Genomic DNA, 26,322 nt, shown 5'->3' with positions numbered 1-26,322 from the left:
TAGTCAGCGCGGCGAGCCGTGAGCTAAGCGGTGAGCCATTCGGCGTAATATTTTCGGGCCTTGGCCAGCTTCGGATTGATGATCACCTGGCAGTAGCCGGCATCGGGATGCTTGGCGTAGAAGTTCTGGTGGTATTCCTCCGCCGGATAGAAATCGGGCAGCCGCTCGACCTCGGTCACGATGGGGTCCTGCCAGTCGGACTGTGCGCGCTCGATGGCAGCCTCGAAGGTCCGCTTCTGTTCGTCGTCGACGTAGAACATCGACGAGCGATACTGCGTCCCGACGTCGTAGCCCTGACGGTTCAGGGTGGTGGGGTTGTGCGAGGCGAAGAACATCCCCAAAATGACGTCCTCGGGCACCACCGTTTCGTCGAACGTCACGGCCACCACCTCTGCGTGCCCCGTCGTTCCGGAGCAGACCGCCTCGTAGGAGGGACTCTTCACGTGGCCGCCGGTGTAGCCGGAAACCACCTCCGTGACACCGCGCGTCCTATTGTAGACCGCGTCGAGGCACCAAAAGCAGCCACCGCCAAGCACAAAAGTCTTCATGGCTTAACAATGTCACGGACCCCTCGAATGTTCCCGGGCCGCGAACGCGGGCGGCGGCTGGTGGGCTGACCACCGCGGATGGGGTAGAAAAGGATTCATGGTCGACGACGAACAGCTCCGCACAGGGGACGCCGAAGCCCCCGCAGGCCCCGCAGGCCCCGAAGGCCCCGTGGGAACCCAGGCTGCCGAGGCAAACGCAACGCCCGACGGCGCCAACGCCCCCGAGGGAAGCGCAACCCCCGAAGGAAACGTAGTCCCCGCAGGGACCGAAGCCGCCGAGGGAACCGAAGCCTCGGTGCGGGACGAAGCGCGGCCGACTACGCCGGTGCTGGGCGATGTGCTCCTGGCCATCGAAGAGCTCTGGCCCGAATCGCTCGCTGAGCAATGGGATGCAGTGGGCCCCGTCGTCGGCCGGCCCTCCTCCGCCGTGCAGAAGATCATGTTCGCCGTGGATCCGACAACCGAAGTGATCACCGAGGCCATCGAGTGGGGCGCCGACCTGCTGCTCACGCATCACCCGCTGCTGCTGAAGCCGGTCAACTCGGTCGCAACCACCAGCTTCAAGGGAGACGCCGTGCACCGGCTGATCGAAAGCGGCTGCGCCTTGGTCACGGTTCACACCAACGCTGACAGTGCCGTCGGAGGCGTATCCGACGTGCTCGCCGACGCGCTCGGGCTGCGGGACGTGCGGCCGCTCTCGCCGGCCGACAACGGCTTGCCGGAAGAAGGCATCGGGCGGGTGGGGGAGCTGGCCGAGGCCAAGACGCTGGGCGAGTTCGCCGAGCAGGTATTCAGCATCCTGCCGGCCGTCGCCGGGGGAGTGAGGGTGGCCGGCGACCGCAACGGGATTATCCGCAGTGTGGCCGTGTGCGGCGGTGCCGGCGACTCGCTGCTCGATCAGGTCCGCGCATCGCGGGCGGACGTTTATGTCACGGCCGACCTGCGCCACCACCCGGCGTCCGAAGCGCGAGAGGGGGCCGTGGACGGCCGGCCGTATCTCATCGACGTCTCTCATTTCGGCAGTGAATGGTTGTGGCTGACGCCGGCGTCCGTGGCGCTGGACAATGTCCTGGCCGACCAGGGCTACTCGGTGGAAGTCAAGGTCAGCGTCACCAACACCGATCCGTGGGATTTCGTCCTGACTCCGGGGTAGCAGCGCTTCGTCCGGACTGTAGGCTTGGACGAGGCTGAACCGCAGTGGTTCCGCAGCGTTTTGAAAGGACGTACATGGCGAAGGCACCGGCTTCCGAGCAACTGAGGTTGCTCGACCTGCAGGCACTGGACGGCAAGCTCACCCAACTGAGCCGCCGCGCTGCAGCCACCGCCAAGAATGCCGACATCGACGCGCTGGTGGAAAAGCTGGCCGCCGCCGACTCGTCGCTGGTCGCCCTGAACACGGAGATTGCGGACACCGAACGCGAGCTGAAGCGCGCCGAAGGCGACGTCGAAACCGTCCAGTCGCGGATGGAACGCGACCAAAAGCGCTTGGACAGTGGAGCGGGTTCGCCCAAGGACCTGACCGCGCTGCAGCACGAACTGGTGTCGCTGAACAAGCGCCGCAGCGATTTGGAAGACGTGGAGCTGGAAATGATGGAGCGCCTCGAGGGGCTCCGCACCCGCCAGGCCCAGCACCAGCAGGCCAACGACCAGTTGCGCGAAGAACTGTCCGGCTTGGAGCGCGCCCGCGACGAAGAGCTCGCCGGGATTGAAAGCGAACGTGCCGCCGCAGCCGCTGAGCGCCAGGAAGTGGCCGGCAGCTTCGAGGCCTCCCTGCTGGCCGTGTACGAAAAGACCCTTGCCCACCGAGGCATCGGCGCCGCCCGGTTGTTCCACGGCAAGTCGGAGGGCTCGGGCATGCAGCTCAGCCCCGGCGACCTGGCCGACATCCGCAAGGCAGCACCTGACGACATCGTATTCTGCCCCGACTCCGGCTGCATCCTGATCCGCTCGGAGGAGTGGGGCAGCTAACCACTGGCAACGCCCACTCGTTCCAGAGGCCAGCTCCCAAACAGCATAAGAGCGGTTCCGGCGGGAAAAACCTCAGGGTAGAACGATGTGCAGGCCGGCATGTCGGGCTCGTCAGCGCACGATCAGGCGGGACAGCCTCCGCTTGATTTTCCGCCTGAGTGCCAGCGGCGCGAGGCGGACAATTCCGCTCCGGAATGACGCCGGTCCGGGTACGGTGTCGTGCATCGTGGCGGTCGTGCCGGTGGCGTCGGCGGTCCGGATCTGTACGGTTTTGCCGGTCGGGATGGTGTAAAGCCCGCCGGCGCTGCTGAGGCTGACGTCGACTTCGTACGTTCCCGGCGGCAGTGCCGAGATGTCGACGCCGGTGCCCTTGGGGGTGCCGAAGTGGGCGCCGGAGTAGTCGCTGAGCGCGTCGCCGAAGACGTCCGTGGTCCCTCGGAAGCCCCCGGCGGCGAGGGGGAAGGCGTGGGTGCCGGCGGGCCCGTGCAGCACGAGGTAGTAGCGAGCGGCTTCATTGTGAGGGATTTCCACACCGCGCACGGCGTAGTCCCCGTCCAGATGCACCCGCGGCCCGCGTGCCCAGCTGGTGCGCAGCCGGAAGTAGGCCTGCGCCGGAGCGGTGCCGAGCACGGACCGCACATCCAGCACGGCGCCGTCGGGCCGCGTCCGGAAGCGGTACAGCCGCCCGTCCAGCTGCGATTCGGCCGCCAACGGTGTGCCGGAGGCCAGCGGCAGCTCCACCTCCCGGCCTGGAACCGCGAGCCGCAGCCGCACCTCGTACGTCCCCGTCGGCAGCCCTCCCAGATCAATGCCCCGGTGCTTGCGTGAGGAAAACCTACCCAGTCGGTAATCGCAATAGGCCTGTTGGAAGTAGCTGAAGGAGACGCCCGCGTCCTCGTTCCCACCCAGGGCAAACTCGTGTCGGGAGCCTTTCCCCGCGAGCACCAGCGTGCTGGTCAGGTCCGTCCACTGACCGGTGGCATGACCGCGCAGGAACCCCACGCCCTCCGGAAAAAACACCGACCCGGCCAGACGGGCGCCGCTGAAGTTGGCGACGCCGTCGCCCGCCTCCCGCTGCCGCGACAGCAGGTCCGCGCGCAGCTGCGGTTCCAGCCGGTTGCCGTTGCGCACCGTGCCGTAGCGCGGTGGCGCGTTCTCTGCGAGTGCATAGAGCGTGGCCAGGATCAGCGGTACGTTATAGCGCGTCACATCCGTGTGCTCGTTCACCAGGTCCGAGTCGGTCTCGATGTAGTTGAAGTTTGAGTACTTGGCGAACAGCGGCAGCGCGGGCACAATCTGCGCCAGATGGAACTGGTCCTGCGGAGAGCTGAGCACATAGATGTTCCTCTCCGTCTGTACGTCGGCAGCGACCGCGTCGGGCAGCAGCCGGTCCAGGTTCTGCATCTCGGCCTGCCCGCCGCCCCCCGTCAGGTGCGCGAAGATCTTTGGCCGGTTGGCGCGCGTATGGGTGCCGACGTACACCTGGGGGGCGCTCGCGAGGATATTGCCGAAGTCGTATTTGATGCCCAGGTACAGCGCAGCGAACCCGCCCTTGGAAAAACCCGCCAGCGTGCATTCATTCCGGCTCAGCCCCAACCGATCCAGCTCTGCATCGATTAAGGCGACCACTGCCTGCTCAATGGAAAAGTCCATATTCCGGCACAAGTAGTACGCGTGCTGCCCATCGAACTTGTCCTTGATCCACAGCCAGTGTGCCTGACTGTCCTGTGAAGCTCGGCCGTCAAACTCGTAGCTGTCGAGCGCCCCCACCCCGGCGAACATGACGATCAGGTGGCGCCGGTCGAGCTTCGCCGCTCGCCGTTTGTACTGGACCAGCACACCGCCGTGGACAAAATCTAATTCCCGTTCGGACATGCGACTCCAACGCCTCCATTAATGCTTCACGTTCTCGGACTGACCGAAGCTACGTGGCCTGAGTGAACGTCGGGCAAACTATCGCACACACCGGAGTCGAAACCCGGCGGTGGGGCCCGTCCTTCAGGGCGGACCGGTCCGCATCCCTAGGCGGCCAAAACGATATTCAGCGCGTGCGCCTTCCGGGCCGTGCCTTCGACAAGTTCCGCCTGCCAGACTTCCTGCGCCGCCTTCAACAGCGCGGCCGGCGTCTCGGGCGCCTTGCCGCGCCTCGTGACCAAGTGCCGGGCGAGTTCGCCACGGGTGTGCTTGGCGAAGTGCGAGACCACGGTGCGCTTGCCGTTGCGCTCCTGGAAAACGTTGACCACGACCGTCCGGGCGGGGTCGGGAGTCCACGCGGCGGCGTAGGTGCTCGAGCGGCAGTCCACCAGCAGGTGGCCCTCCGCGTGGGCGTCCAGCGCCTGGGGGAGCAGCTTCTTCCAATAGGAGGCGAGCTTCCCTGTTTCCGGCAGGCCCACGGACATGGACAGCCGGTAGGCCGGAATGCTGTCGGCAAAACCTATCGCGCCCCACAGCGCCGAGATAACGACGACGGCGGCGTCCGCCTTGCGTTTCTGAGCCGCGGTCATGGATCGGTAGCCGAGGGCGTCGTAGAGCACACCGGAGTAGACGGTGTGCGCCGGGGCGGAGGGTTCGTCGCGCAGCCGCGTGTTGCGTTCCACCTCCGCAGCCAGCGAGGCGCCGACGCCCAGGTGGGTGAGCGCCTCAGGGCTCCGGCTGACGTGGGCCAGGGCCGCCAGCACTTCCTCGCGGGCCGGGTTCAGCTGCGGAAACCGCAGGTCCTGCAGCTCGAACGGGTGTCCCTTCGCGGCGGCGGTTTTCCCTTCGGAAGGCGGAAGAAGAATCAGCACCGTAAGAGCCTACCGTCGGATGGCGCTGCCGAACGAAAGGCGGTCCGCCGCCGTCGTTCCCGATGGAAAGCGGCAGAAGCGGGAGGATTACGGGTCACGGGCGGGCAGGCCGTATCCTGAAGGCGGGACGGGTTGGCTGGGCGATCGCGTCGGGCTGTCCGCGAGGACGAGTCCGCCGAGGAAAGTCCGGGCTCCACAGGGCAGGGTGGTGGGTAACGCCCACTCGGGGAAACCCGCAGGCAAGTGCCACAGAAAACAGACCGCCAGGACTGCTTGGCAGGGCCTGGTAAGGGTGAAACGGCGGTGTAAGAGACCACCAGCGACCCGGGCGACCGGGACGGCTAGGTAAACCCCACCCGGAGCAAGGCCAGACAGGGCACGTTCGAGGGCTGCTCGCCCGAGTGTCCGGGTAGGCCGCTTGAGGGTACCGGCAACGGTGCTCCTAGATGGATGATCGCCACCCGGCGGCGGGCAACTGCCGCAGGTGACAGAACCCGGCTTACAGACCAACCCGTCCCACCTTTCGCCCTGCTATTCGTCGCGGGCTCGAGGACTTGGGGGGGAGACTCCGTGTGGTGAATCCGTCCGGTTGGAGGGCCGCCAGGAGTGGCGGTATGCGCTTATTCAAAGTTGGCGTATGGCGTTGGCAGGCGCTTTATGGCGCGCAAACTAATCTCAGCCCAGAGCGCAGAGTTGCTTCCTGCCCTTGGAAAGCGCCTACTGTCCCCTCAGTGGATACTGAGGACGCCCTGGAATGCCAGGATTTGGGCCAATTGCGGAGCCCAGTGTTGGATCAGCTTTCGTCCCGTATCTGCGTCATGCATTCAATGTCTATTGATTGTCTCGATGCTGAACTAGACTGCCTGTAATCGGATAAACGTTTTTGCAGGGGGAAAGCTATGGGTGACGGCGTATGCCCGGATTGTGGGCACGAAGCCTCGGAGCCGTCAGGCACATTCCTGTACCGCGTCTTCCGGCTGCCCGCACCCAGCCGCTGTTATCAGAGCGACGGTGGCGAGAACCCGTCCGGATGGCCAGAGTTTTGTGGCTGTCGTGCCGAGTTCCACCTCCTACTCGCCTAGGACCTCGGAACGCCGCTCGGGCAGGTGTCACAGACCGGCCGCCAGGCTTCCCAACGCCCCTCCCGCCGATTCGACACCGGACAGCATGCCGAACAATGGCGGAAGCGCTGTGCCGCTGAAGCACGGTCGGCGAAATGGCTCCGAAACCCCAGCCGGCGCCAACGAATGTGGTTTCTTCACCTTCGACTCCGGCGGACCCATCAACACCACCAGCGCGCCGGGCGACCGGGACGGCCACACAGGCCCACCCGTCCCTTTATCATCTTGCATCATCTGCGGAATCACTCGGCCGCAAGTGCCTCAGTCAACATCCACGGATCATCAGTAAAGACGCCGTCCGCCCCTGCCTCCAGCAGCGAAGCCGCTTGTTTCGGATCGTTCACAATCCAGGGCCACACTGTTAATCCGGCTTCCTTCATGGCAGCGATGCTCGTACTGTCGACATCCTTATGCGGGCCGATGTAGGAGATTCCGTCTTTAGTCACTATTTCAGGGTCGATCTCCTCGTTGGCGCCAACGAGGAATAGAACGTTCAGGCCTTCGTTCGCCAAACGCGCCGCTAGGTCGTAGTCAAAAGACTGAACGATAACATTCTCTTCTATGCCGCGACGGGTTATCGATTCGACAAAGCTGTCCACATCAATGCCCGAATCCTTGATTTCCGGAACCAGAACGTGGTTCTCGCCGTACTCGTCCGCAATTTGCTCCCAAGTAGTGGGCGTGCCGGGTGCACCCCCTGCCGGATGCCGGATGGCGGCTTGGCGCCACTCAGCGAGTCTGATGCTCCCCGGTTCTCCCGCAATGCCGCTCATGGTCCTATCCACCGTTTTATCGTGCAGGGGGACAAGAGTCCCATCACCGAGAGCCCTCAAGTCCATTTCGATAGGAAAGTCGGACTCCGCCACGGCTTTGAACGCTTCGGAGGAGGATTCCGGGTAAACCATAGCCCCGCCGCGATGGGCCACCATCGTGGGTCTTTCAGGAGCAGCGCAGGCCGTCAGCACTAGCAAGATAGTTGCCAGACATAGAATTGCTCGTTTCACCCACTGAGTCTAAGGTCCGCTCGACTAAACCCAATGAAACAGCCTCGCCGCCGCGGGAGTGGGCGAGACCAGAGAGACCCCCTAACATTCCAAGCGCCGAGGACGACAGTGGTCGGTACAGTCTCAGCTGGTTCCATCGCCAGCCTGCATCTATCGCCGGGGGAACTATGAACCGCCCTTCGCTGTCGCCTGCTTCGCTGCGCTCCATGCTGCGCGTTGGCCTGACAACAGCAGTCCTCACGACGCTGCTTGCCTCGACGCTGCCAGCCTTCGCTTCCGGGGAGGCGGCACCGGCCGTCCAGTCTTCCCAAGCGCCCGCTCCCGTTGATCCAACAGCGGACACCTTGCCGAACGACGGCGAAAGCCCCGTTCCGACCGAGGGCCCAGTCGGGGAAACGAGTTCGGAACCGCAGCCGACACCAACCAACGTTGTTTCTTCGCCTTCGACTCCGGCGGATCCATCCAGCGGCGCGTCGGAGGAGCAAGCCGTTCCCGCGACCCCGACGCCGTCGGTGCCGCCCGCAGAACCGGGGAAAACACCGGGGGAGCCTTCTAAGGCGCTCGGGCAACAGAGCACCCCGCAGGAAACTCCCGCAACAGAAGAGCCGACACATATTGCAGCAGGGCAGAAGGCTATCGCCGCGAAGGCCACGGCCTTGAAGCTCAGCCCGGTCAACGACTTCCGTTGCACGCTCAGGGACAACGGCTGCGTCCGTACCTACACGGATAGCGGCGGGACGGCGCGGATCGGTATCTACTGGTCTACGGCGACGGGCGCTTACGCCGTGGACCTTAAGCACCCCATCTACAAGGCATTCCAAGCGGCCAAGTACGAAAACGGCAAGTACGGCTATCCCATCGCAGACATGAAGACTGCCCCCGACAAGAGCGCCTCGCAGCAATTCCAGGGCGGCACCATCAGCTACACGCCCCCGCACATCGTCGCCGGCAAGAAGGCCATCGAGGCGAAGGCTAAGCTGCACAACCTGGTGGCCGTCAACGACTTCAACTGCCGCCTGGTGGACAACGGGTGCGTCCGTACCTACAAGCCGTCCTCCAAGAGCACCAAGCGCATCGGCATCTACTGGACGGCGAAAACCGGTGCACGTAGCACCGACCTCCAGCACCCGATCTACAAGAAGTTCGCGGCCGCAGGATATGAACACGGGACCATGGGCTACCCGACGGCGGACCTGAAGTGCGGCCTCAAGTCCCGGGGATGTGTCCAGTTCTTCCAGAAGGGGACGGTCGCGTACTCGCCCTCTACTGGCGCCAGGATCCTGACTGCACAGATGAATTACAGCTGGACGGCCCGCGGCAGCCAGAACGGCACGTTGGGCTACCCCTTGCAGGACGCCGTGAAGCGCAGCGGCAAGACCACGCAGGTTTTCCAGGGTGGCTCCCTGGTGGCGGCCCGGGTGGGCGCCGTGATGTACCCGAAGAATGAGTGCTGGGCCATCGGCGCGCACAAGACCCGCTACGCTCACAACTGGGCCAACCGGATCTCCTTCACCATCGCGGAGACGTACGGAACCTCCAAGGCCAGCTTTATCAACTGCGTGCGGGTTGGCTCCGTCTACAAGCAGGAATGGAAAACGGGCAAGGCGACCGTGGGACTCCAGGGGTTCAAGCGCCCTGGAGTGGCATCCGGGCACACCCAGTACCGGTGGTCCCCGCAGGGCAGTTTCACAGTCCATGAGGCATTCGGTGAGGGTAACCCCGGCACGGACCTCAAGTACAAGAAGCTGAACAAGCGGTCCAGATGGTCCGGTACGCTCGGCTCCTCCTACAACAAGTACTACGAAGCCGGTTCCGTGGGCTACGAACGGTGGCCGGACGAGAACATGTGGTTTTACATGCGCCTGCCCACCGGTGACTACCGCCAGGGCGCGGTGATCGACTACAACCGCGGGCCGGGGCAAACCATCAAGCAGGGCGCGGGGTTCGCCATCTTCCTGCACGCCAATCCCGTACCGACGGCGGGTTGCATCGCACTGGACCTCCAGAACGTGGTCCGTTACCTCAAGACCGCGGATCCTGGCGACAGAATCATCATGGGCGTCCGGCAGGACATCTTCAAAGCCTGATCCGTTGAACCGCCGACGGCGGTGCTTCCCTGAGCGGGGGAGCACCGCCGTCGGCGCCAGGCAGCAGACCGGCCTGCCGCCAATCCCCATCCCTGTGAGGCAGTTCACCTGTAACGGTGCGTCCCTGCTCCGCGTAGTCTCTAGAATGGATAACGGATTGGCGTAAGCCGCCGCCGATCGAGGGTCGGCGACAGGAACGGGCCGATCCGCAAGCTTCCCGCCGGCACTTGGCGGTGGCGTGCCGTGTGGCCGGACAGACTGTCTAGCCAACCGGCGTCGTCGTGAAAATCCACGGCGGTGACAACCGGGCTCGAGGGAGAACCCGGCTGATGTAGGAAGGTAATTCTGTGAACCAGATGTCAGAGTCGGCCCTGGATACGTGGACCAACCGCGAGGCACTTGCCGAAGCGATGATCCCCATGATCGGGCGCTTGTACCGCGAAAACAACGTAGTCACCTCCATCCACGGGCGCAGCCTGATCAACCAGTCCGTGGTGGGCATCCTGAAGGCGCACCGCTTCGCCCGCCAGATTGACGACGCCGAGCTGCCGCTGGAAGAGACCTTCCCCGTGCTGCAGGCCATGAGCGAGCTGGACCTCGGCGCGGGTTCCGTGGATTTGGCCCGCCTGCTGGTGAAGTTCAAGAACGAGGGTGACGGCGCCGAGCTGAAGGACTTCGTGCGCACTGAGCTCGCGGACATCGTCGGCAAGCGCGGCGCCGATGAGCGCACCAGCACGGACGTGGTGCTCTACGGCTTCGGCCGCATCGGCCGGCTGCTGGCCCGGATCCTGGTGGGCCACGCCGGCGGGGGCCACGGCCTGCGCCTGCGCGCCGTCGTCGTCCGCAAGGGCAGCGACGACGACCTGGTCAAGCGCGCCAGCCTGCTCCGCCGCGACTCGGTGCACGGCCCCTTCGAGGGCACGATCTCCGTGGATGAAGAAAACAACACCATCCAGGCCAACGGCACCCTGATCCAGTTCATCTACTCCAACGACCCGGCGTCCGTCGACTACACCCAGTACGGCATCAAGGACGCCATCGTGGTGGACAACACGGGCAAGTGGCGCGACGAGGCCGGGCTGTCCCAGCACCTGCAGTGCCCCGGCGTCTCCCGCGTGCTCCTCACCGCTCCCGGCAAGGGCGGTCTGAAGAACATCGTGCACGGCGTGAACCATGCAGACATCACCGACGAGGACAAGATCGTCTCCGCTGCCTCCTGCACTACCAACGCCATCACCCCGGTCCTCAAGGCGCTGAACGACAAGTTCGGCATTGCCCACGGCCACGTGGAAACGGTGCACTCCTACACCAATGACCAGAACCTGATCGACAACTTCCACAAGGGTTCCCGCCGCGGCCGCTCCGCCGCGCTGAACATGGTGTTGACCGAGACCGGCGCGGCCAAGGCCGTGGCCAAGGCCCTGCCGGAGCTGGAAGGCAAGCTCACCGGCAACGCCATCCGCGTCCCCACCCCGGATGTTTCCATGGCCATCCTGAACCTGAACCTGGAACAGGAGGCCACCAAGGAAAGCCTGAACGAGTACCTGCGCGGCATGTCGCTGAACTCGGACCTGCGGAAGCAGATCGACTACATCGACTCTCCCGAGGTCGTCTCCACCGACTTCGTCGGCTCCCGCCGTGCGGGGATCGTGGACGGCCTGGCCACGATTGCCAGCGGCAAGAACGCCGTGCTCTACGTCTGGTACGACAACGAGTTCGGCTACAGCTGCCAGGTGGTCCGCGTGCTTGAGGAGATTGCCGGCGTCAACCCGAAGATCTTCCCGGCCGTTCTGGAACCGGTGGCCGAGACGGTCTGATCGCCCTCAGACGGCAATAACGACGGCGGGGCCGGCGGCATGCGAATGCCGCCGGCTTCCGTCGTTAACCGGCCGGTGGGTTCGGGAACGCTTCTAAGTTAGCGATCGGAATGGCCATGCCGGCTGCGGGCGCCCGCACTGCCGCCGCCGCTATGGCTTTGCGGGGACGCCGTTCCTACAATGGCCGCATGGTAGAGATGACGCGTTGGGAACGGGCGCAGGTCAATTACAAGGAGGCCCAGCGGCTGCTGGACGCGGCGCACGACGCCTACGCCCGCGGCAATGTGACGTCGAAGCGAGTCGACGAACTCAAACGGCTTCGGGACATCGCGCTGGAAGACCTGCACCGCTGCGAAAAGGATCACCGGTCCAGTCTCACGGACAGCTGACCCGAATCGTGCCGCTGGGGACTTGAGACCTCGAAGGAAAAAGATCTCGCTTCCCCACAACGCGGACGCTAGTGGCCGAACGGGTCCGGATCGACTCCCGGCAACCACGTATTGCCGGGGACACCCCAGCATTCCTTCCTGATGTTCTTGCGGGCGCGCTTGCCCCACCGGTCGTTGAGCCGGTCGATGTACAGCTTGCCGTCCAAATGGTCGTACTCGTGCTGCATCACCCGGGCGAACCAGCCGGTCGCCTCGAAATCCACCGGGCTGCCGTCTGCGTTGAACCCCCGGACGCGGGCCCACTCGGCCCGCTTCAGGGGATAGCTGTGCCCGGGCACGGACAGGCAGCCCTCGTTTTCCTCGTCGGGGTCGGGTTCCGCACCCGAGACCTTGCCGAGAACCAGTGTGGGATTGACCAGGACGCCGCGCGGCGGGACGTCGTCGTCGTTCGCGAATTCATAGGTGAAGATCCGCAGTCCCACCCCGATCTGCGGAGCCGCCAGTCCTACGCCGTGGGCCTCGTCCATCGTCTCGAACATGTCTGCGATGATCGCGTGGAGCTCGTCGTCGAAATTTTCGACCTCGGCTGCACGGCGGTGCAGCACGGGCTCGCCGGTGATAGTGACGGGGCGGACGGTCATTTCTCTCCTTCGCTCAGGATGTCGGCGCGAGGCGCCGCCGTCGCGGCCGGACATGCGAAGAGCCGCCCCGGCGTCGGGACGGCTCTGCCTGCCGGCTGCTGCCGGACCTTCGGGGTGAGTAACGGGGATTGAACCCGCGACCTCCTGGACCACAACCAGGCGCTCTGCCAGCTGAGCTATACCCACCACGTGCCCTCTTGTTCCTCCCGACGGGCCCCGCTCCAGCGGTTCCTGCCGGTCTCCAACCAGTAAGGCAACGCAGACTAGTTTACATGCTTTTCATCTGGCTTTTGCCACTTTAGGCGATTCCCGCAGCGAAAGTGGCGCAGCTAACATCCTAGTCCCCGGACGTGGCGCCGATGCTTGCGGCGATCTTCTTCGCGGTGGCCGAATCCGGGCCGGGGGAGGGGACGAAGACGGCCTGCCGGTAGTAACGGAGCTCATTGATGGAGTCCTTGATGTCGCCCAATGCCCGGTGTCCGCCGCTCTTGGCCGGCGCTTGGAAGTAGGCCCGGGTGAACCAGCGGCGCGAGAGTTCCTTGATCGTGGAAACGTCGATGATCCGGTAGTGCAGGTGATCAATGACGCGGGGCATGTCGCGGGCCAGGAAGGTCCGGTCCGTGCCAACGGAGTTGCCCGCCAACTGCGCCTTGCGGGGTTCGGGAACCCACTCGGTGATGTATTCCATCACTTTGTCTTCGGCCTCGGCCATCGTCATGCCGTGCGGGAGTTCGTCCAGCAGTTTGGAGGTGGTGTGCATGGTGCGGACGAAGTCGTTCATCTGGGCGAGGGCCTCAGCTGTGGGCTTGATGACGACGTCGACTCCCTCCCCAAGGATGTTGAGTTCCGAGTCGGTGACCAGGACGGCGACCTCGATGAGCGCGTCGGCTTCGAGATCCAGTCCGGTCATTTCGCAGTCGATCCAGACAATATGTTCATTAGAGATTGGCACCCGATAAATGTATCGCGTCGGCGTGCTGGCGCGCGGGACAGGCGGCAGGGAATGCCGCCGGCCCGGTGCTAACATGCAGAGAGCACCTCAAGCAGGCGTGCCTCCCACGCTGCCTTCGACTGACCGTTCCGAGGCGTGCAGACCACCCCCGCGGCACGCGCCGCACCGGACCAGGTGTACTGACCCCGGAGTGATTGGACCGCCGAGAAGATGACTGCCCAAAGACCCGCGACTGAACCTTCCAGCTCACGCAGCGGAGGCGTAGTCAAGGAACGGTCTACCCGGAGCATCCTCGAGGGCGCCATCGGCTCGATCATGATGTTCCTCGGGTCGCTGGGCGTGGGGTGGCTGGCCTCGGTGTCCGAACTGCGGCGCTGGCCGCTGCTGATCTTCCTGCGGGTGGAACTGGTCGGTGTGATCCTCTCGGTAATCCTGCTCGCCCTCGGAGGCATGATCCTGGTCAGGGCCTGGCTGCGGCTCGGCCAGCAGTTCACCGTCTGGGGCGAGTCCGCGCGGCGGGCAACGCTCACCGCCATCGTTGCCTGGGGCACCCCGCTGGCACTGTGTATCCCGCTGTTCAGCCGTGACGTCTACGCCTATATTGCCCAAGGCAAAGTCATGGTCAACAACCTCAATCCGTACGTGGACGGGTACGACCAGCTGCAGAACTATCTGCAGACCGGAGCCGACGACCTCTGGGCACGCAGCCCCACGCCTTACGGGCCGATCTTTCTCTGGATGGAAGAATTTATCGTCTGGCTCACCGGCGGCCACCCGGAATACTCCATCATCATGTTCCGGATCCTCGCCATCGCCGGTGCCGCAATGTGCGTCTACTACGGACCGAAACTCGCCGAACTGCACGGCATCAATCCCAACCGGGCGTTGTGGCTGGCCTGCGCGAATCCGTTGTTCCTGACCACCTTCATCGCCAGCATCCACAACGACGCCCTGATGCTGGGGCTGGCACTTGCAGGTCTCTACTACGCGGCGAACCGACGGGTCCTGCTGGGCATCCTGCTGGTGACCCTCTCCATTGGCATCAAACCGATCACCCTGATCTTCCTGCCGTTTGTCGGCCTGTTGTGGGCGGGCAAGGCGGCCAGTTGGCCGCGCAAATTCGGCTACTGGGCCCTGACCGCCGGGATTTCCTTCGGGCTGCTGGCGATACTCGGGATGATCAACGGACTGGGATTCGGCTGGGTCGGGGCCCTCAGCCAGCAGGGAGCCGGCCTGATGATCTGGTACGCCCCGGTCGGGCTGCTGGGGATTTTCCTGGGACTGATCTCCGGCGGCTTGGGATTCGACGGCGCGATGGTGCAGTCCGCCGTCTACACGGGCGGCCGGATCGTGGCCGTGCTGATTGTCCTCTACACCATGTTCCGCGGCAGTTACGACCGGATTGTTCGTCGGCTCGCGCTGGCGCTGGCCGCCGTGGTGTTGCTTGGTCCGATGATCCAGCCTTGGTACATCGTGTGGCTGCTGCCGCTGTTTGCGGCCACCGGGATCCGGAACGACTGGCAGGTACAGACCGTCTACGCCGTGACGTCCTTCCTCATGATCTACGCGATCACCGATCAGCTGGACATCTTCCCCTACATCGAATTCGACCTCGACATGGCGCGGCTCCTCGCCTGCATCGTTGCCGTCGCCTTTGCGCTGTATCTGGTGTTTCTGGATCCGAAAACCCGCAAGCTCTTCCGCAAGAAATACGCCGACTCCCATGACCAGCGACTCTTCTGACGCGCTCGGCAACCGATCTAGGAGAAACAGGGCATCATGACCGACGCCGAACACATCATCGCCGCCGACTTCGACGTCACCGATTGGGTGCCGGAACCCTATGAAGTCGAGGGAACAAGCTCGGACCTGAGCCGGGTCCGCGTGACCAAAGTATTTGACGGGTTGATCACAGGCACCAGCCGCGCAGAACTGCTGATGGCCGGCAACAGCACCGGAGCCGGATACGTTGCCTCCGAAGTTTTCACCGGCTCCGTCGATGGCCGCGAAGGCACGATGGTGATCCAGCACTGGGGCCTCGCGGAGGGCGAGGCTGCCGCGAGCGACGGGCACATCATTCCGGGCTCGGGCACGGGAGCGCTGGAGGGAATTGGGGGGAAAGCCATCTACGTCCAGGACGCCGCGGGCCAGCACAGCCTTGAACTGCGCGTGTTCTTCCGGGAGGGCGAATCCGCGGTTCGGGGCTGAATCATCTAAACTCGGTAGGTGCACCGCCGGTCCCTCAGGGGTGGCGACGCCACCGTTCACCTGCAAGTAAGGGAAACTACCTGGCATGAGCCTTGCCGAATATGCGAGCGAGAACCGCCTCCACCGAGTCGGTGCCCGCCCTTCGCTTTTCCGCTATCTCGCGGAAGCATGGACCCGTCGTGACTTCGCCATCGCCATGGCGAGGTACAAGATCGAGGCGTCAAACCAGCGCAACCGACTGGGCATGCTCTGGGTGTTCATCAAACCCACACTGAACGCTCTCCTGTACGGCGCGATCTTCGGTATCTTGCAGGGGGCCAGCCGGCCGGAGAACTTCCCGATGTATGTGGTGATCGGCGTGTTCCTCTTCGAGTTCTTTTCCACCTCCATGAACAACGGCGCCAAATCGATCACAGGAAACGGCGCCCTGGTGCAGTCCCTGGCCTTCCCACGGATAACGCTGCCCGTCTCCACCGTGATCCAGCAGCTGATGACACTCGTGCCAATGCTCGCCGTGATGTTCGTGTACATCCTGATCTTGGGTGCGCCGATCAGTGTGGAATGGCTGCTGATCATTCCGCTGGTTGCTATCTTCACGGTGTTCAACCTGGGCGTAGCTTTGATCGGCGCCAGACTCACGGTCCACGTCAGGGACCTGACCCAGTTACTCCCGCTCGTCACCCGGATCCTCTTTTACACCTCGGGCGTTCTGTTTTCCATCGACCGCATCCTGGCATCGCATCCTTGGGCCATCGCGCTGTTCGACTTCCACCCGCTGCATGAAATCCTTTCCATCGCCCGGGGGATTCTCATGCCGGCTATGGACTACGATCCGATCTACTGGCTCTACTTTTCCGTCTGGTCCGTAGCGGTCTTCGTTGCCGGAGTCTTGTTCTTTTGGGTAGCTGAGGAGCGGTATGGCCGAGTCGACTAAGACTGGAGAAGCGTTGATGGGCACAGATGCGGCCGGCGCCGCCCGTAAACCCGTGGTCGTCGTCGATGATCTGCATGTGAAGTACTACGTCCATGCCGGCGGAAAGCCGGTCAAGGGCACCGGGCGATCGCTGCTGCAGCGGGGAGCCGGCAGGCTCCGTACAGTCCACGCCCTGAAGGGAATCTCCTTCACCGCCTACGAAAATGAATCCATCGGGGTCATTGGCTCGAACGGATCCGGCAAATCCACGCTGATGCGCACGCTCGTCGGGCTGACGCCTCCAGCACAGGGTGCCGTCTACGCCTCCTCCCGTCCGAACATGCTGGGCGTGGGGGCGGCCTTGATCCCGGACCTCTCGGGGGAGAAGAACATCCAATTGGGCGGACTCGCGCTGGGGTTCTCCAAGCAGGAGATCAACGGGCTCCGGGACGACATCGTCGAGTTTGCCGAGTTGGAAGAGTTCATCGACCTTCCCATGCGGACCTATTCATCCGGCATGCAGGCGCGGCTGAAATTCGCCATCGCCGCCTCCAAGCAGCACGAGATCCTCATCGTGGATGAAGCACTTGCGGTCGGTGACCAACGATTCCGGCAGAGAAGCGAGGCCCGCATCCGTGAGATACGCGAGAACGCCGGTACCGTTTTCCTTGTCTCGCACTCGATGAAATCGATACTGGATACCTGCAGCAGGGTCATCTGGATCAATAAAGGCGTGCTGGAAATGGACGGCGACCCGAGAGAAGTCGTGGACGCCTACAAGGAGTCCAGGAAATAGTGACTTCGGCATCCGTCTTGCCTCCGCTGGAGGAGTACCCTGGCGTGTCCTACATCATGCCCGTCCTCAATGAGGCGGCGCATATCGAGGACGCGGTCCGCAGCATCCTAAACCAGGAATACCCCGGGCCAAAGGAAGTGGTTCTGGCCCTGGGGCCTTCAACGGATGAGACTAACGGGATCGTGGCGGACCTGCAGGCGCGGGAACCGCGCTTACGCAGCGTCAACAGCCCCACCGGCCGTACCCCGGCCGGACTGAATCTTGCCCTTCAAGCCTCTAGTCATCCGGTCGTTGTCAGGGTGGACGCACACACGGAACTAGAGCCTCACTACACGAAGCGCGGGGTGGCAACGCTGCGACGGACCGGTGCGGCTGATGTCGGGGGGCTTATGGACGCCCGAGGCAAGACTCCCTTTCAACGGGCAGTCGCTGCCGCCTATGTATCGCCCTTGGGGCTCGGCGGTGCGGCGTATCACAGTGGCGCACCGGAGGGCCCGGCGGAATCCGCTTATCTCGGCGTCTTCCGACGCGAGGTCTTCGACGAGGTCGGATTTTTCGAGGAGACGCTGTGGCGGGGCCAGGACTGGGACATGTGCCTGCGCCTGCGCCAAGCCGGCTACACGGTCTGGTTCGACCCGGAGCTGAAGGTCGTCTATTGGCCGCGCGCACAGTGGGGAAAACTGGTGCGGCAGTTCTACGCCGCGGGCATCTGGCGGGCAGAGCTGGCTAACCGGCACAAGGAAGGAAAGTCCGTCAGGCACTTCCTGCCGCCAGTACTGGTGGCCGCTTTGGGCGTCGGCGTTGCCTCCGCCGGCGTGCTCGCCACCGGCACGGCCAAGACGTGGCCGGCAAGCCTGCGGCTTCTGGCGGGTGCAGTGGCTGCCGTCCCCGCGTTTTACGGTGCGGGGGTCATGTACGCCTCGGCGAGCATGCCAGGCGACCTTGGCCGACCCGAACGACTGCGGCTGCTGGCGGTGCTGCCAGGAATCCACATCAGCTGGGGGCTGGGGTATCTCCGCGGACGACTGTTCGGAGCGGCAGGCACCGTAGATACCAGCCGGAGGAAGTCGTGACAGCCGTTCAGCGGCCGGCGCGCCCCACTCTGGAGCAGCTCCGCTCCGTGGCCCAGCCGCCAGAGGTTCGAAGTAGAAAAAACGCTGAGCACTGGACCGCCGAGCTTTATCTCCGGCACATCTCCATCTACCTCACCAGCGTCCTGGTCCGCACCCCGATCTCCGCGAACGGCGTCACAGGCCTCATGATTCTGTCGGGGTGGGCAATTTCCGCGTCGCTGCTGGTTCCGGGAATCTGGGGACCGTTGCTCGCGGTCTTCTTCTCGCAACTGCAGTTGTACTTCGACTGCAGCGATGGGGAAGTCGCGCGGTGGCGCGGCACTCAAAGCCCCAAAGGCATCTTCCTGGACAAGATCGGCCACTACACCACCGAGGGGCTGATTCCCATCGCACTCGGGCTGCGGTGCCTGGGAGAGTTGGGCCTGCTGAGCCGCGATCCGGAGCAGGCCTACCTCTATCTGTTCCTCGGTGCGCTGTTGGCGTTCCTGATCGTCCTCAACAAGGCCCAAAACGAGATGGTGCACGCCTCCCGGGCGTTGGCAGGGATGGACAAGCTCCCAGATACGGCAGAGGCGAAAGCCGTTCCCGCCACGTCCTTCGTCGGCAGGCTCCGTCGGCTTGCCCGGTTCCTGCCCTTCCACCGGGTGTTGCATTCCGTGGAGATGAGTCTGCTGGTCCTGGCTGCCTCCATAGTGTCGGTGGTAGCCGGCCAGCAGGTAACGGGGGAGCGTTGGCTGCTCTTCGTCCTGGTGCCCGCCGTCCTGTTCGTAAATATCGGCCATTTCGTCGCCATCATGGCCTCGCCTAGGCTGCGGAAGTGAGCGACATGCAACATGACATGAGCGCCCAGGAACCGACCTTCGGGGTGGTCATTCTTACCCAAGGCACACGCCCTGTCGAACTGCAACGAGGATATGAAACGTTGCAACGCCAGCAAGGGGTGAAGCTGGATGTCGTAGTCGTCGGCAATGGCTGGGATCCGGAAGACGTCCCGGCCGGTTTCAAAACGCTGCATATCGAGGAGAACATAGGCATCCCCGCTGGGCGGAACGCTGGCGTTCCCCACGTCAAGGGAGAGTACCTCTTCTTCCTCGACGACGACGCCTGGCTCCTTGATGACGATTTCCTTGCCCAATGCGCAAAGCTGTTCAAGGAGCAACCGGACATCGGTATGGTCCAACCGCGGATCGAGGATCCCGACAATCCTGATGCGCCGCTGCGCTGGATTCCCAGGCTGCGCAAAGGGAGCCCTTACCACTCAAGCAACGTCTTCTCGGTGGTGGAGATGGCGATTGCCATGCGTCGAGACGTGTTCGATAAGACTCCCGGGTGGCCGTCGACCTTCTGGTACGCCCACGAAGGCATCGAGTTTGCCTGGCGCGTATGGGACACAGGATTCCGCACTTGGTATGCGGGAAACCTCCGCGCAGGTCATCCGGTCATCGATCCCCGCCGTCACGAAGAGTTCTACCGGCTCAACGCCCGCAACCGCGTTTGGCTCGCTCGGCGTAACTTGCCGATGCCGATTTCACTACTCTATATATCCTCTTGGACTGGGGTGCAAATTGCGCGGTCCATCCGCCAACCAAAGGCACTTTCCACGTGGTTCCAAGGATGGAGTGCGGGCTGGGTGAAGTCTCCTTGGGCTCACGGAGAAGTGTCTAAGAAACTCAAGTGGATAACGCTGCTGAGAATGACCGCCGGAGGGCGCCCGCCCGTAATATGATAATTATGGAGCGTAAGGTAAAAGCCGCGGCCTATTCAAACGTATTTACTAGAAAAAGTTGCGGCATCAGTATCACTCGTGAGCCGGAAGAGGCGAAATGGAAGAAAAAGTTTTCCATAAGCATGGTGTGGAGGTCCGCTATAAGACCCGCCCCTCAAAGAAGGACCGCAGGCACTTGGTTGTCATGTTTTCGGGCATCAGGCCTAATAGAGAGTATGAGTTTGATGGCGCGGCATCAAGCGAAAGCCAAGCCTCGTGGTTGTGGATTCGAGATGACTTTCATGGCGAGCATGCATACTATCTGTGTGAAAACTTTGACTTTAGCATCGAAAATGCTGTAATCGATCTTATCGAGGAGCAAGTTCATAGACTTGGACTCTCAAAGGATCAATGTACGCTAGTCGGCTTCTCCAAAGGGGGATCAGCGGCCCTCTATTTCGGAATCAAATACGGATTCAAGAACATAGTAGCCGGCGTCCCGCAGATCGCTATCGGTTCGTACATTCGCGATACACGCCCTGCGATATTCGAGCATATGACGAAATCGAAATCGGAGGCGGAAGTCGCCTACTTGGACGCACTGATCCCGTCACTCATTGTCAACGACGCTAACCTGCAGCGCAATATCTATATTTGGTCGTCGCCTCAGGACAAGGAATACGCCAGCCAAATTCAGCCTTTTGTTTCTTTGTTTGACAAGTACTCGAATATGAACCTCGTCTTAACTGAGTCTCCTATCGTCGACGCTCATAACGAAGTAATCAAATATAATCTTCCTTCGATTCTCGGAGTCATCTTCCTGCTCACGGATATGATTGTTCCGAAGTACGGGAAAGCTATCAATGGCGGACCGGCAATAGAGCGCCAGTATGGCTTAACGGCCCTGGAGCCCTCCACAGCACCGCGAACGGATCATGCAAGTTTGAGCGCTTTTAGGCTCTCGGGGGCCTTGGCATTTCCGGCAGGGGTGGCTTTTCGTCCAGGGTACGAGCTTTCGTCGTTCGAGTCTGTGTCCCGGAGTATTGTCTTTCGAAGCGAAAGTATCAAGGTACGTCACAAGCTTGGAGCTGTCCTCAGCAAATGGGCGACTTCCAAATTCTATGACACTGTCTATTGTGATTATCGGTATGCAGGATTCGCGTCGCGCAAACATCGGGGCGTCGATCTCAGGGAAATTCCCGCGGGTACTTATGAAGTACTAATTTCGCAGACCGTCGCGGGTGAAACAAAGCAGACGCGATTGCGCGCGTCTAGTACTTTGGACGAAGCCTCGGCTGAGGGCGAATATCTATATCGTGTCCGCGCATCTTCGGCCGGCGCTTACTTCGAGAAGCGTTCAATCATCGGTGCCTCGCCCACGGACTCAGTTTTCTCGGTTAGAAGAGCCTGGATTGAAAATACCTCAATGCATCTCGAGGGCGTCTTCGCCGTCAAAGGTCACGAAATCCATCACCCCAGGGCTGCTTACTACTTTCTTGTATTTGAAACCGAACAAGGGACGTACTCTTATCAGCTAGGGACTGCTCGGCGAAGCGATCAAAGAGGGCTTTTTGCGGACGGAATCGCAGATTATACCCGAGCCTACTACGCCACTCCAGGCTTTTCGGGGGTTGACCTCAGTGCCTTGCCGTCGGGATCGTACCGTGTACGAGTAACCCTAGTTCATGGAAGTTCCGTCTACTCGGTTGAAGTCTCATCGACCTTCATGAAGAAAGACGCCGATATATGGCTAGCAGCAACGGACGGGCTGCTTGGTGAAAGGGTCGCAGACCACGAAGCTTTTACTATGCCAGAGCCGACACTGTCGTCTTCCGCTGTCAAAGTTTCTACGGGCAGTCGAACTGATTTTCATACTAGTGGGCCCATCGGTGGAACGAGCTAGGCCGCAATGACCGACATTCAGCAGATGATCTATTCACACGCCGGTTATGACATCAAATATAAGTTTCGACCTGCAAAGCAGGATCGCAAACACCTCATCGTGGTTTTTTCTGGGTTTCGTCCTGCACATTCGCCTTACGATTTCGACGGCAGTGCCTCTGCGAATCTCCGAAGCAACATGCTCTGGATAGCGGATGATATCGCTGGAGGAATTACCTACTACATTAGGGACCGCGAGGGATACGGCATCAGCCATTCCGTTAATTCCCTAATTGAGATGGTTAGGTTGGAGCTCGGCCTTGAAAAATCTGACTGCACTTTCGTCGGCTTCTCTAAAGGAGGCACAGCTGCTCTCTACCATGGGCTAGCCTTCGGCTACCCGAACATCTTAGCATCAGCGCCTCGAATGAATATCGGGAGCGGGAATCGAGAGGGACGTCCCGAAGTCATAGCAAATATGACTGTTTGCGGTTCTGACCGCGAATTGCAGGAGCTGGACGAGGCGGTTCCCAGTCTATTGTCATCGACCGGTAGTCGGGATAAAAACATATATCTGTTTTCGTCGAAATCGGATCATTTCCATGCAACCGAGACCGCGCCTTATCTGCAACACTACCGTCAATATACCAACTTCAACTACTTTGAAACTGACAGCCACCTCGTTAGAAAACATAAGGATGTCACCCTTTATAATATGCCTCTGATCATTTCAATTTTGGCCGCGTTGGGAGAGGGGGCAGTCCCGCGCTTTGGAGAGGTAATTAACGGCAACAGGAAATACCCACCGGTCGCCTCCGAGATGCTTGGTTCGCCGGCTCGGGACGAAACAGTGCTCGAGATGGACAGGGTGCATTTGGACAATGGGTATCTTCATATGGAAGGGTCGGCCTTCCTTCGCGGCCGCTCCGCGAGAACCGCACGAGACGTTGCGACTAAGCTGGTACTCACATCCGATGAGACCACTCACGAAATCCTGCTTCATCAGACATCGGATTCAAAGCTTTCGTCAAAGTACTATAGTGGCGACTTCATCGACTATTCGTTTGGCGCTTTCACAACAAGTGGCCGCCCAGTAAGCCTGGAAAGTTTGCCCTTCGGCAGGTACAAGTGTGAGCTGAAGATCAAGCACGCTCGTGTATCTCCTCCGCTAGCGCGAATAGTATGGACCGGCGCGGAATCGTCAACCATACACGGCAACGCGCTTTTGCAGGTACGGAAGGGACGACTGGGGTTGATGCTGGTCAAAAGGCCGATCATCGGTTTCACCCCTGATAGTTCCTATTTTTCACTTCGTGGTGCTTGGATCAAGGATGACCTCATTCACTTGGAGGGGTACTTCTTTGTGCGCGGAGTGGAAGTCTCCTCATACGATCACGTTAAGTATTACGTCGTTTTTGATGCACTGGATGGCGAGACTTTGTCCAAGGGGATTGCGCTGGCTAGCAGTAGAAAGCGTAATCTGGCCTTTAAACTTGGGGATCAATGGAGCGATTACAGTCACGCATACTTCGCCAGCAAGCGATATCTTGGACAAAGGCTTCCGCATCTTGCGCCCGGGGAATATCGTGTATGGCTAACCGCTGAGTTTTCTGCCGGAGCCGTCTATTCCCATGACAGCGGTAAGGTGTTGCGCGTGTCCTCAAACGGTTCCGTAGAATTGACGGAAGAGCTCTCATAGGCTGCCCGTTTCGTCCTAGCTAGCGTATCTCCTGCCTTTCCTAACGGTCTTGGCAGCGCGATATGGACGCCAGGACCTGAGCGTGGTTACACGCTGAAGGGGTGCTACCCCTCCCGTTGGTGAATTATCACAAGTGCAACGGATCCTAGAGACCTTCTGGTGCGCAACTGCGGCCCGCTCGCCCGTGGGTGAATCATATCTGAGCGGATCCTATCCGGCCGTTCAGGGGCACACCTGGCCAGAGAAGTGAGCTTCTCCCGCACGTGTGGCTAATCTACGAGCTGAGCAAACGAAGGCCCGTCGAATACGTCTCGCACTGCGGGATGCTTCTGCGCGCCTTCCCTCGGATGGCTCGCCCGGCAGGCACCCGCAGGCTTCGAGAGCTGGGCGCCGGCGGGAGGGGGCACGGGACCGGCCGCGGAGACCGGGACGAACGCGGCGAACCCTGCTTGCTGCTGCACGTTGACGGATAAAAGCTCGGCAGCATGCCTGCCGCGCCGGCTGGCGCGCACGCGCCTGCGCGGTATGAGCTTCTACTTCCCAAGAAGCCGGTGGCATTCTTTTCCGGCTGCCTAGCGAACAAATAAAGTCCACCAGACCCACTTTTTTCCTGGACGCGACCTTCTTGGCGGCGCAGGGAGCGCCATTGAAAGGGCTCTCGGGCCACGCGCGCCAGCTTAACGGCGCTCCAACGAGAAACGAGTCGACGCCTTGGCCGCAGGGCTAGAGTTCTGCAACAACCACAGCGCCAGCAGTCCCCGGGTAACCCGAGCACGTATCGTCCGATGTCAACAAGCTGGAGTCCGAGTACAGTCAGAGCGCAAGCAGGTGGAACGCGGGAACAGTTGGCAAACCTATGGCGGACCAATCGAACGAGTTGAGAGGCAACGGAGCTCTGCGCTAGCTATGAGAAGAAAGGTTAGGAATTCCTATGCGATGATCTCGGACCTGCCGTGCCAGAATCAATGACGCCATCGCGCCCACGTCGCGCTACTGGCCCAACTCATATTCGCTCGGAAAGGGGAAGTAGCGAATTAGAAAGTTTGTCACTGTTTCATCAGGCACAGGGGTTGCGCCAGGTACGGGAGCATCGTTGATGCAGAAGACGTCGCGATCACGGTAACGCAGAGTCGCCGCTAAAACGCTTGTGTAATTGTCATCCAAGATGTTTATGTAATTGTAACGCAGGTTGCCCGGTACTGCTCGACCAGTGATCTGCGCGTAGTAATGGAACAATTGATCGGCGACGATGTCATCATGATGACGAAAATGACTTGCCCATGTGCGCTTGAAATGGTTCGGAAAGCGTTCTTCCATCTCCATGTGCACGCTGCGGATTTGGGGGTGTGGAGTGTGCTTGATAGCGCGCGATATTGTGATATTAAACTCATCTCTGAGCAGGGCGCGCATATTGCGAGTTAGATTGATGTGTGGCTCGTCCAGTACGCTGGGCTCGCCGAAAGGGCGCCGATTATTGGCCGGAGAGACCTTAGCAATTCCATTTGGCCAAAAGAATTGATCTGCGGAGACAGAGCGGCCGAAGAAAACATCGTCATTGATGTAAACGTAGTGCTCGCTTAGTCCAGGAATATGGTGAAGACGAGAGATAATGGAATTGCTGTTGAACGTAGGTAGGCAATTCTTATCTTCATATATTTGGTCGTGCGTTACCAGTTCAATCTTAGGGTGGTTCACATCTAACCATGATGGAACCTGCCCATTGGTCACAATGAAGATCTTGCGAAACCAAGGTGCATACATTTCTAACGACCGGAGCGAATACCTTAATTCATCTCGGGACCGGAAGCGCGCGACGTGGTTTGCTTCTGCATGGTACTCGACGCCACGCTGCTCGGCTTCTAGGCGCCTCTTGGATTCAATCCACTGCGGATCATCTCCGTCTACCCATGTGTAAACAGCGTCGATGGGAAAGGTGACATCGTCAAGCATGCGCTCGTTGAAAAGCGCAAATGTAGGGTAGTCGTCGTCTCCAATTTGCACCTTGTCCAGCTGCAACTCTGATTCTGTGATGAGCTGCGCTGCGACGTTACGGCGCGGCGTCAGAATATTGGAAGGAACTAAGGGGTCTCGCTTCCAAAACTCGACATCACACGCGAACCCGGTACCTGTGCGGAAACCTGTGTGTTGGTCCTCAAAGAAAGACGCGAACCGCAAGATTTCTGCAGTGGAGGAGAACTCGAGTTCCTCTAGCGAACTGGCGAGATGGAGACGCTTGTCCAGAGCGCGGCTGCTGACGTCCTGAACGTAAAGCGGAACGTCCAGCATTGCCCGAGCTATTTGTTGCAAAAGTTCCGCTCTGTCGGTCTCCCGTACTGCTACGGTATGGCGCGTTTTGGACTCATTGCGAACCAGGGCCCACTCGATGCCGGCTTTGGTCATGACGTTGGAAAGCAGGTCGAGATGATACTTTCGTATCTGCTCAGGCATTCGGCCTTCTATTGGAAGCTTTAGCACACCTCTTGAGCGCACCGGTCGAGGGTCAGTCTGCAAGATTCGATTTTCCGCGAGCCGGCGCTTCCGTGTAACGCGTGTGAAAGTGAGAGAGGAGACCAGGCTTCGCACAGTTCGTCTGAAATGACGATAAGCGTCGGGGCCCATGGCTGCCCTTAACCCGTAAGGCAGGCCCGACTTTCGGATTAGGACCTGTATCGCTTTTTTGTTAGTTGCCGTCATATCTGTTTGTGCCCCGTGGTGGTTGTCTAACGTCCAACTC

At 61.2% G+C, this 26,322-nt stretch carries 21 protein-coding genes, 1 tRNA gene and 1 other RNA gene; 15 read left to right on the top strand and 8 right to left on the bottom strand.

The genetic code is table 11. The annotated features are described in order from the left end of the window. Window positions 1-23: 23 nt before the first annotated feature. Window positions 24-548 carry a peptide-methionine (S)-S-oxide reductase MsrA gene (msrA, locus tag AC5RWG_RS02960; protein WP_494022946.1) on the bottom strand — a complete coding sequence of 175 codons (525 nt, stop codon included), beginning with the start codon at window positions 546-548 and terminating at the stop codon, window positions 24-26. A gap of 97 nt (window positions 549-645) precedes the next feature. Between msrA and AC5RWG_RS02955 the strand changes: the two genes are divergently transcribed. Then, entirely contained in the window at window positions 646-1,701 is a 1,056-nt protein-coding gene (locus tag AC5RWG_RS02955; protein WP_494022947.1) for a Nif3-like dinuclear metal center hexameric protein, read from the top strand. A 74-nt stretch (window positions 1,702-1,775) separates the two neighbouring features. Then, window positions 1,776-2,516 (top strand): zinc ribbon domain-containing protein, encoded by a 741-nt coding sequence (locus tag AC5RWG_RS02950; RefSeq protein ID WP_494022948.1) that lies wholly within the window; start codon window positions 1,776-1,778, stop codon window positions 2,514-2,516. A 111-nt stretch (window positions 2,517-2,627) separates the two neighbouring features. Here AC5RWG_RS02950 and AC5RWG_RS02945 read toward each other — a convergent pair whose 3' ends face one another. Then, a complete protein-coding gene (locus AC5RWG_RS02945) occupies window positions 2,628-4,391 on the bottom strand; it encodes a hypothetical protein (RefSeq protein ID WP_494022949.1) in 1,764 nt (587 codons plus the stop codon). Window positions 4,392-4,537: 146 nt separating this feature from the next. After that, window positions 4,538-5,302 (bottom strand): YaaA family protein, encoded by a 765-nt coding sequence (locus AC5RWG_RS02940; protein WP_494022950.1) that lies wholly within the window; start codon window positions 5,300-5,302, stop codon window positions 4,538-4,540. 128 nt (window positions 5,303-5,430) lie between these two features. Here AC5RWG_RS02940 and rnpB point away from each other — a divergent pair. Next, an RNA gene (gene rnpB, locus AC5RWG_RS02935) (RNase P RNA component class A) lies at window positions 5,431-5,820 on the top strand. A gap of 845 nt (window positions 5,821-6,665) precedes the next feature. On the opposite strand, the gene AC5RWG_RS02930 is transcribed toward rnpB, so the two are convergent. Continuing rightward, window positions 6,666-7,427, bottom strand: coding sequence for a glycerophosphodiester phosphodiesterase (locus AC5RWG_RS02930; RefSeq protein ID WP_494022951.1), 762 nt, complete (start codon window positions 7,425-7,427; stop codon window positions 6,666-6,668). A 656-nt stretch (window positions 7,428-8,083) separates the two neighbouring features. On the opposite strand from AC5RWG_RS02930, the gene AC5RWG_RS02925 reads away from it, so the two are divergent. From AC5RWG_RS02925 to AC5RWG_RS02915, 3 genes are all read left to right on the top strand, one after another. Continuing rightward, window positions 8,084-9,514, top strand: coding sequence for a L,D-transpeptidase family protein (locus AC5RWG_RS02925; RefSeq protein ID WP_494022952.1), 1,431 nt, complete (start codon window positions 8,084-8,086; stop codon window positions 9,512-9,514). 356 nt (window positions 9,515-9,870) lie between these two features. After that, window positions 9,871-11,331, top strand: coding sequence for a glyceraldehyde-3-phosphate dehydrogenase (locus tag AC5RWG_RS02920; RefSeq protein WP_494001266.1), 1,461 nt, complete (start codon window positions 9,871-9,873; stop codon window positions 11,329-11,331). Window positions 11,332-11,519: 188 nt separating this feature from the next. Next, window positions 11,520-11,720 carry a hypothetical protein gene (locus AC5RWG_RS02915; RefSeq protein WP_493999925.1) on the top strand — a complete coding sequence of 67 codons (201 nt, stop codon included), beginning with the start codon at window positions 11,520-11,522 and terminating at the stop codon, window positions 11,718-11,720. Between the two features lie 68 nt (window positions 11,721-11,788). Here the strand turns inward: AC5RWG_RS02915 and def are convergent, their stop codons facing one another. The 3 genes from def to orn all read right to left on the bottom strand — a co-directional run bounded on the left by def (window position 11,789) and on the right by orn (window position 13,313). Then, entirely contained in the window at window positions 11,789-12,361 is a 573-nt protein-coding gene (def, locus tag AC5RWG_RS02910) for a peptide deformylase (RefSeq protein ID WP_494022953.1), read from the bottom strand. Between the two features lie 113 nt (window positions 12,362-12,474). Then, window positions 12,475-12,547, bottom strand: a tRNA-His gene (locus tag AC5RWG_RS02905). A gap of 151 nt (window positions 12,548-12,698) precedes the next feature. Continuing rightward, complete coding sequence (gene orn / locus AC5RWG_RS02900; RefSeq protein ID WP_493999923.1) at window positions 12,699-13,313, bottom strand: oligoribonuclease; 615 nt, start codon at window positions 13,311-13,313, stop codon at window positions 12,699-12,701. Between the two features lie 210 nt (window positions 13,314-13,523). Here orn and mptB point away from each other — a divergent pair, with 210 nt between their 5' ends. The 9 genes from mptB (at window position 13,524) to AC5RWG_RS02855 (ending at window position 23,588) form a co-directional block, all read left to right on the top strand. Beyond that, window positions 13,524-15,056, top strand: a complete 1,533-nt coding sequence (mptB, locus tag AC5RWG_RS02895; RefSeq protein WP_494022954.1) for a polyprenol phosphomannose-dependent alpha 1,6 mannosyltransferase MptB — start codon at window positions 13,524-13,526, stop codon at window positions 15,054-15,056. Window positions 15,057-15,092: 36 nt separating this feature from the next. After that, window positions 15,093-15,521 carry a DUF3224 domain-containing protein gene (locus AC5RWG_RS02890; protein ID WP_493999921.1) on the top strand — a complete coding sequence of 143 codons (429 nt, stop codon included), beginning with the start codon at window positions 15,093-15,095 and terminating at the stop codon, window positions 15,519-15,521. An 85-nt stretch (window positions 15,522-15,606) separates the two neighbouring features. Continuing rightward, window positions 15,607-16,455 carry an ABC transporter permease gene (locus AC5RWG_RS02885; protein WP_494022955.1) on the top strand — a complete coding sequence of 283 codons (849 nt, stop codon included), beginning with the start codon at window positions 15,607-15,609 and terminating at the stop codon, window positions 16,453-16,455. Beyond that, window positions 16,439-17,230 (top strand): ABC transporter ATP-binding protein, encoded by a 792-nt coding sequence (locus AC5RWG_RS02880; RefSeq protein WP_493999919.1) that lies wholly within the window; start codon window positions 16,439-16,441, stop codon window positions 17,228-17,230. The genes AC5RWG_RS02885 and AC5RWG_RS02880 overlap by 17 nt, the downstream gene beginning before the upstream one ends. Then, window positions 17,230-18,303, top strand: a complete 1,074-nt coding sequence (locus AC5RWG_RS02875) for a glycosyltransferase family 2 protein (protein ID WP_494022956.1) — start codon at window positions 17,230-17,232, stop codon at window positions 18,301-18,303. The genes AC5RWG_RS02880 and AC5RWG_RS02875 overlap by 1 nt, the downstream gene beginning before the upstream one ends. Further along, window positions 18,300-19,124: a CDP-alcohol phosphatidyltransferase family protein gene (locus AC5RWG_RS02870; RefSeq protein WP_494022957.1), complete on the top strand. Its 825-nt coding sequence runs from the start codon at window positions 18,300-18,302 to the stop codon at window positions 19,122-19,124. Before AC5RWG_RS02875 ends, AC5RWG_RS02870 begins: the two co-directional genes overlap by 4 nt. A 5-nt stretch (window positions 19,125-19,129) precedes the next feature. Continuing rightward, window positions 19,130-20,029, top strand: coding sequence for a glycosyltransferase family 2 protein (locus tag AC5RWG_RS02865; RefSeq protein WP_494023301.1), 900 nt, complete (start codon window positions 19,130-19,132; stop codon window positions 20,027-20,029). A gap of 97 nt (window positions 20,030-20,126) precedes the next feature. After that, a complete protein-coding gene (locus tag AC5RWG_RS02860; RefSeq protein WP_494022958.1) occupies window positions 20,127-21,911 on the top strand; it encodes an accessory Sec system protein Asp2 in 1,785 nt (594 codons plus the stop codon). Window positions 21,912-21,917: 6 nt separating this feature from the next. Then, entirely contained in the window at window positions 21,918-23,588 is a 1,671-nt protein-coding gene (locus AC5RWG_RS02855) for a hypothetical protein (RefSeq protein ID WP_494073826.1), read from the top strand. Between the two features lie 990 nt (window positions 23,589-24,578). On the opposite strand, the gene AC5RWG_RS02850 is transcribed toward AC5RWG_RS02855, so the two are convergent. Beyond that, window positions 24,579-26,036 carry a stealth family protein gene (locus AC5RWG_RS02850; protein WP_494022960.1) on the bottom strand — a complete coding sequence of 486 codons (1,458 nt, stop codon included), beginning with the start codon at window positions 26,034-26,036 and terminating at the stop codon, window positions 24,579-24,581. Between the last annotated feature and the right edge of the window lie 286 nt (window positions 26,037-26,322).

This window comes from Arthrobacter sp. Y3221160, assembly GCF_059092585.1.
Note: the sequence above shows the minus strand (reverse complement) of the source record. Positions and strands in the feature narration are given on the sequence as shown.

What these genes read in the sequence shown, in the direction of transcription:
- AC5RWG_RS02850 (WP_494022960.1), bottom strand. Translation starts at nt 26,036, where the DNA reads ATGCCTGAGCAGATACGAAAGTATCATCTCGACCTGCTTTCCAACGTC.
- AC5RWG_RS02890 (WP_493999921.1), top strand. Translation starts at nt 15,093, where the DNA reads ATGACCGACGCCGAACACATCATCGCCGCCGACTTCGACGTCACCGAT.
- AC5RWG_RS02860 (WP_494022958.1), top strand. Translation starts at nt 20,127, where the DNA reads ATGGAAGAAAAAGTTTTCCATAAGCATGGTGTGGAGGTCCGCTATAAG.
- AC5RWG_RS02865 (WP_494023301.1), top strand. Translation starts at nt 19,130, where the DNA reads ATGCAACATGACATGAGCGCCCAGGAACCGACCTTCGGGGTGGTCATT.
- AC5RWG_RS02880 (WP_493999919.1), top strand. Translation starts at nt 16,439, where the DNA reads ATGGCCGAGTCGACTAAGACTGGAGAAGCGTTGATGGGCACAGATGCG.
- AC5RWG_RS02945 (WP_494022949.1), bottom strand. Translation starts at nt 4,391, where the DNA reads ATGTCCGAACGGGAATTAGATTTTGTCCACGGCGGTGTGCTGGTCCAG.
- AC5RWG_RS02920 (WP_494001266.1), top strand. Translation starts at nt 9,871, where the DNA reads ATGTCAGAGTCGGCCCTGGATACGTGGACCAACCGCGAGGCACTTGCC.
- mptB (WP_494022954.1), top strand. Translation starts at nt 13,524, where the DNA reads ATGACTGCCCAAAGACCCGCGACTGAACCTTCCAGCTCACGCAGCGGA.
- AC5RWG_RS02950 (WP_494022948.1), top strand. Translation starts at nt 1,776, where the DNA reads ATGGCGAAGGCACCGGCTTCCGAGCAACTGAGGTTGCTCGACCTGCAG.
- AC5RWG_RS02885 (WP_494022955.1), top strand. Translation starts at nt 15,607, where the DNA reads ATGAGCCTTGCCGAATATGCGAGCGAGAACCGCCTCCACCGAGTCGGT.
- AC5RWG_RS02955 (WP_494022947.1), top strand. Translation starts at nt 646, where the DNA reads ATGGTCGACGACGAACAGCTCCGCACAGGGGACGCCGAAGCCCCCGCA.
- msrA (WP_494022946.1), bottom strand. Translation starts at nt 548, where the DNA reads ATGAAGACTTTTGTGCTTGGCGGTGGCTGCTTTTGGTGCCTCGACGCG.
- def (WP_494022953.1), bottom strand. Translation starts at nt 12,361, where the DNA reads ATGACCGTCCGCCCCGTCACTATCACCGGCGAGCCCGTGCTGCACCGC.
- AC5RWG_RS02915 (WP_493999925.1), top strand. Translation starts at nt 11,520, where the DNA reads ATGGTAGAGATGACGCGTTGGGAACGGGCGCAGGTCAATTACAAGGAG.
- AC5RWG_RS02855 (WP_494073826.1), top strand. Translation starts at nt 21,918, where the DNA reads ATGACCGACATTCAGCAGATGATCTATTCACACGCCGGTTATGACATC.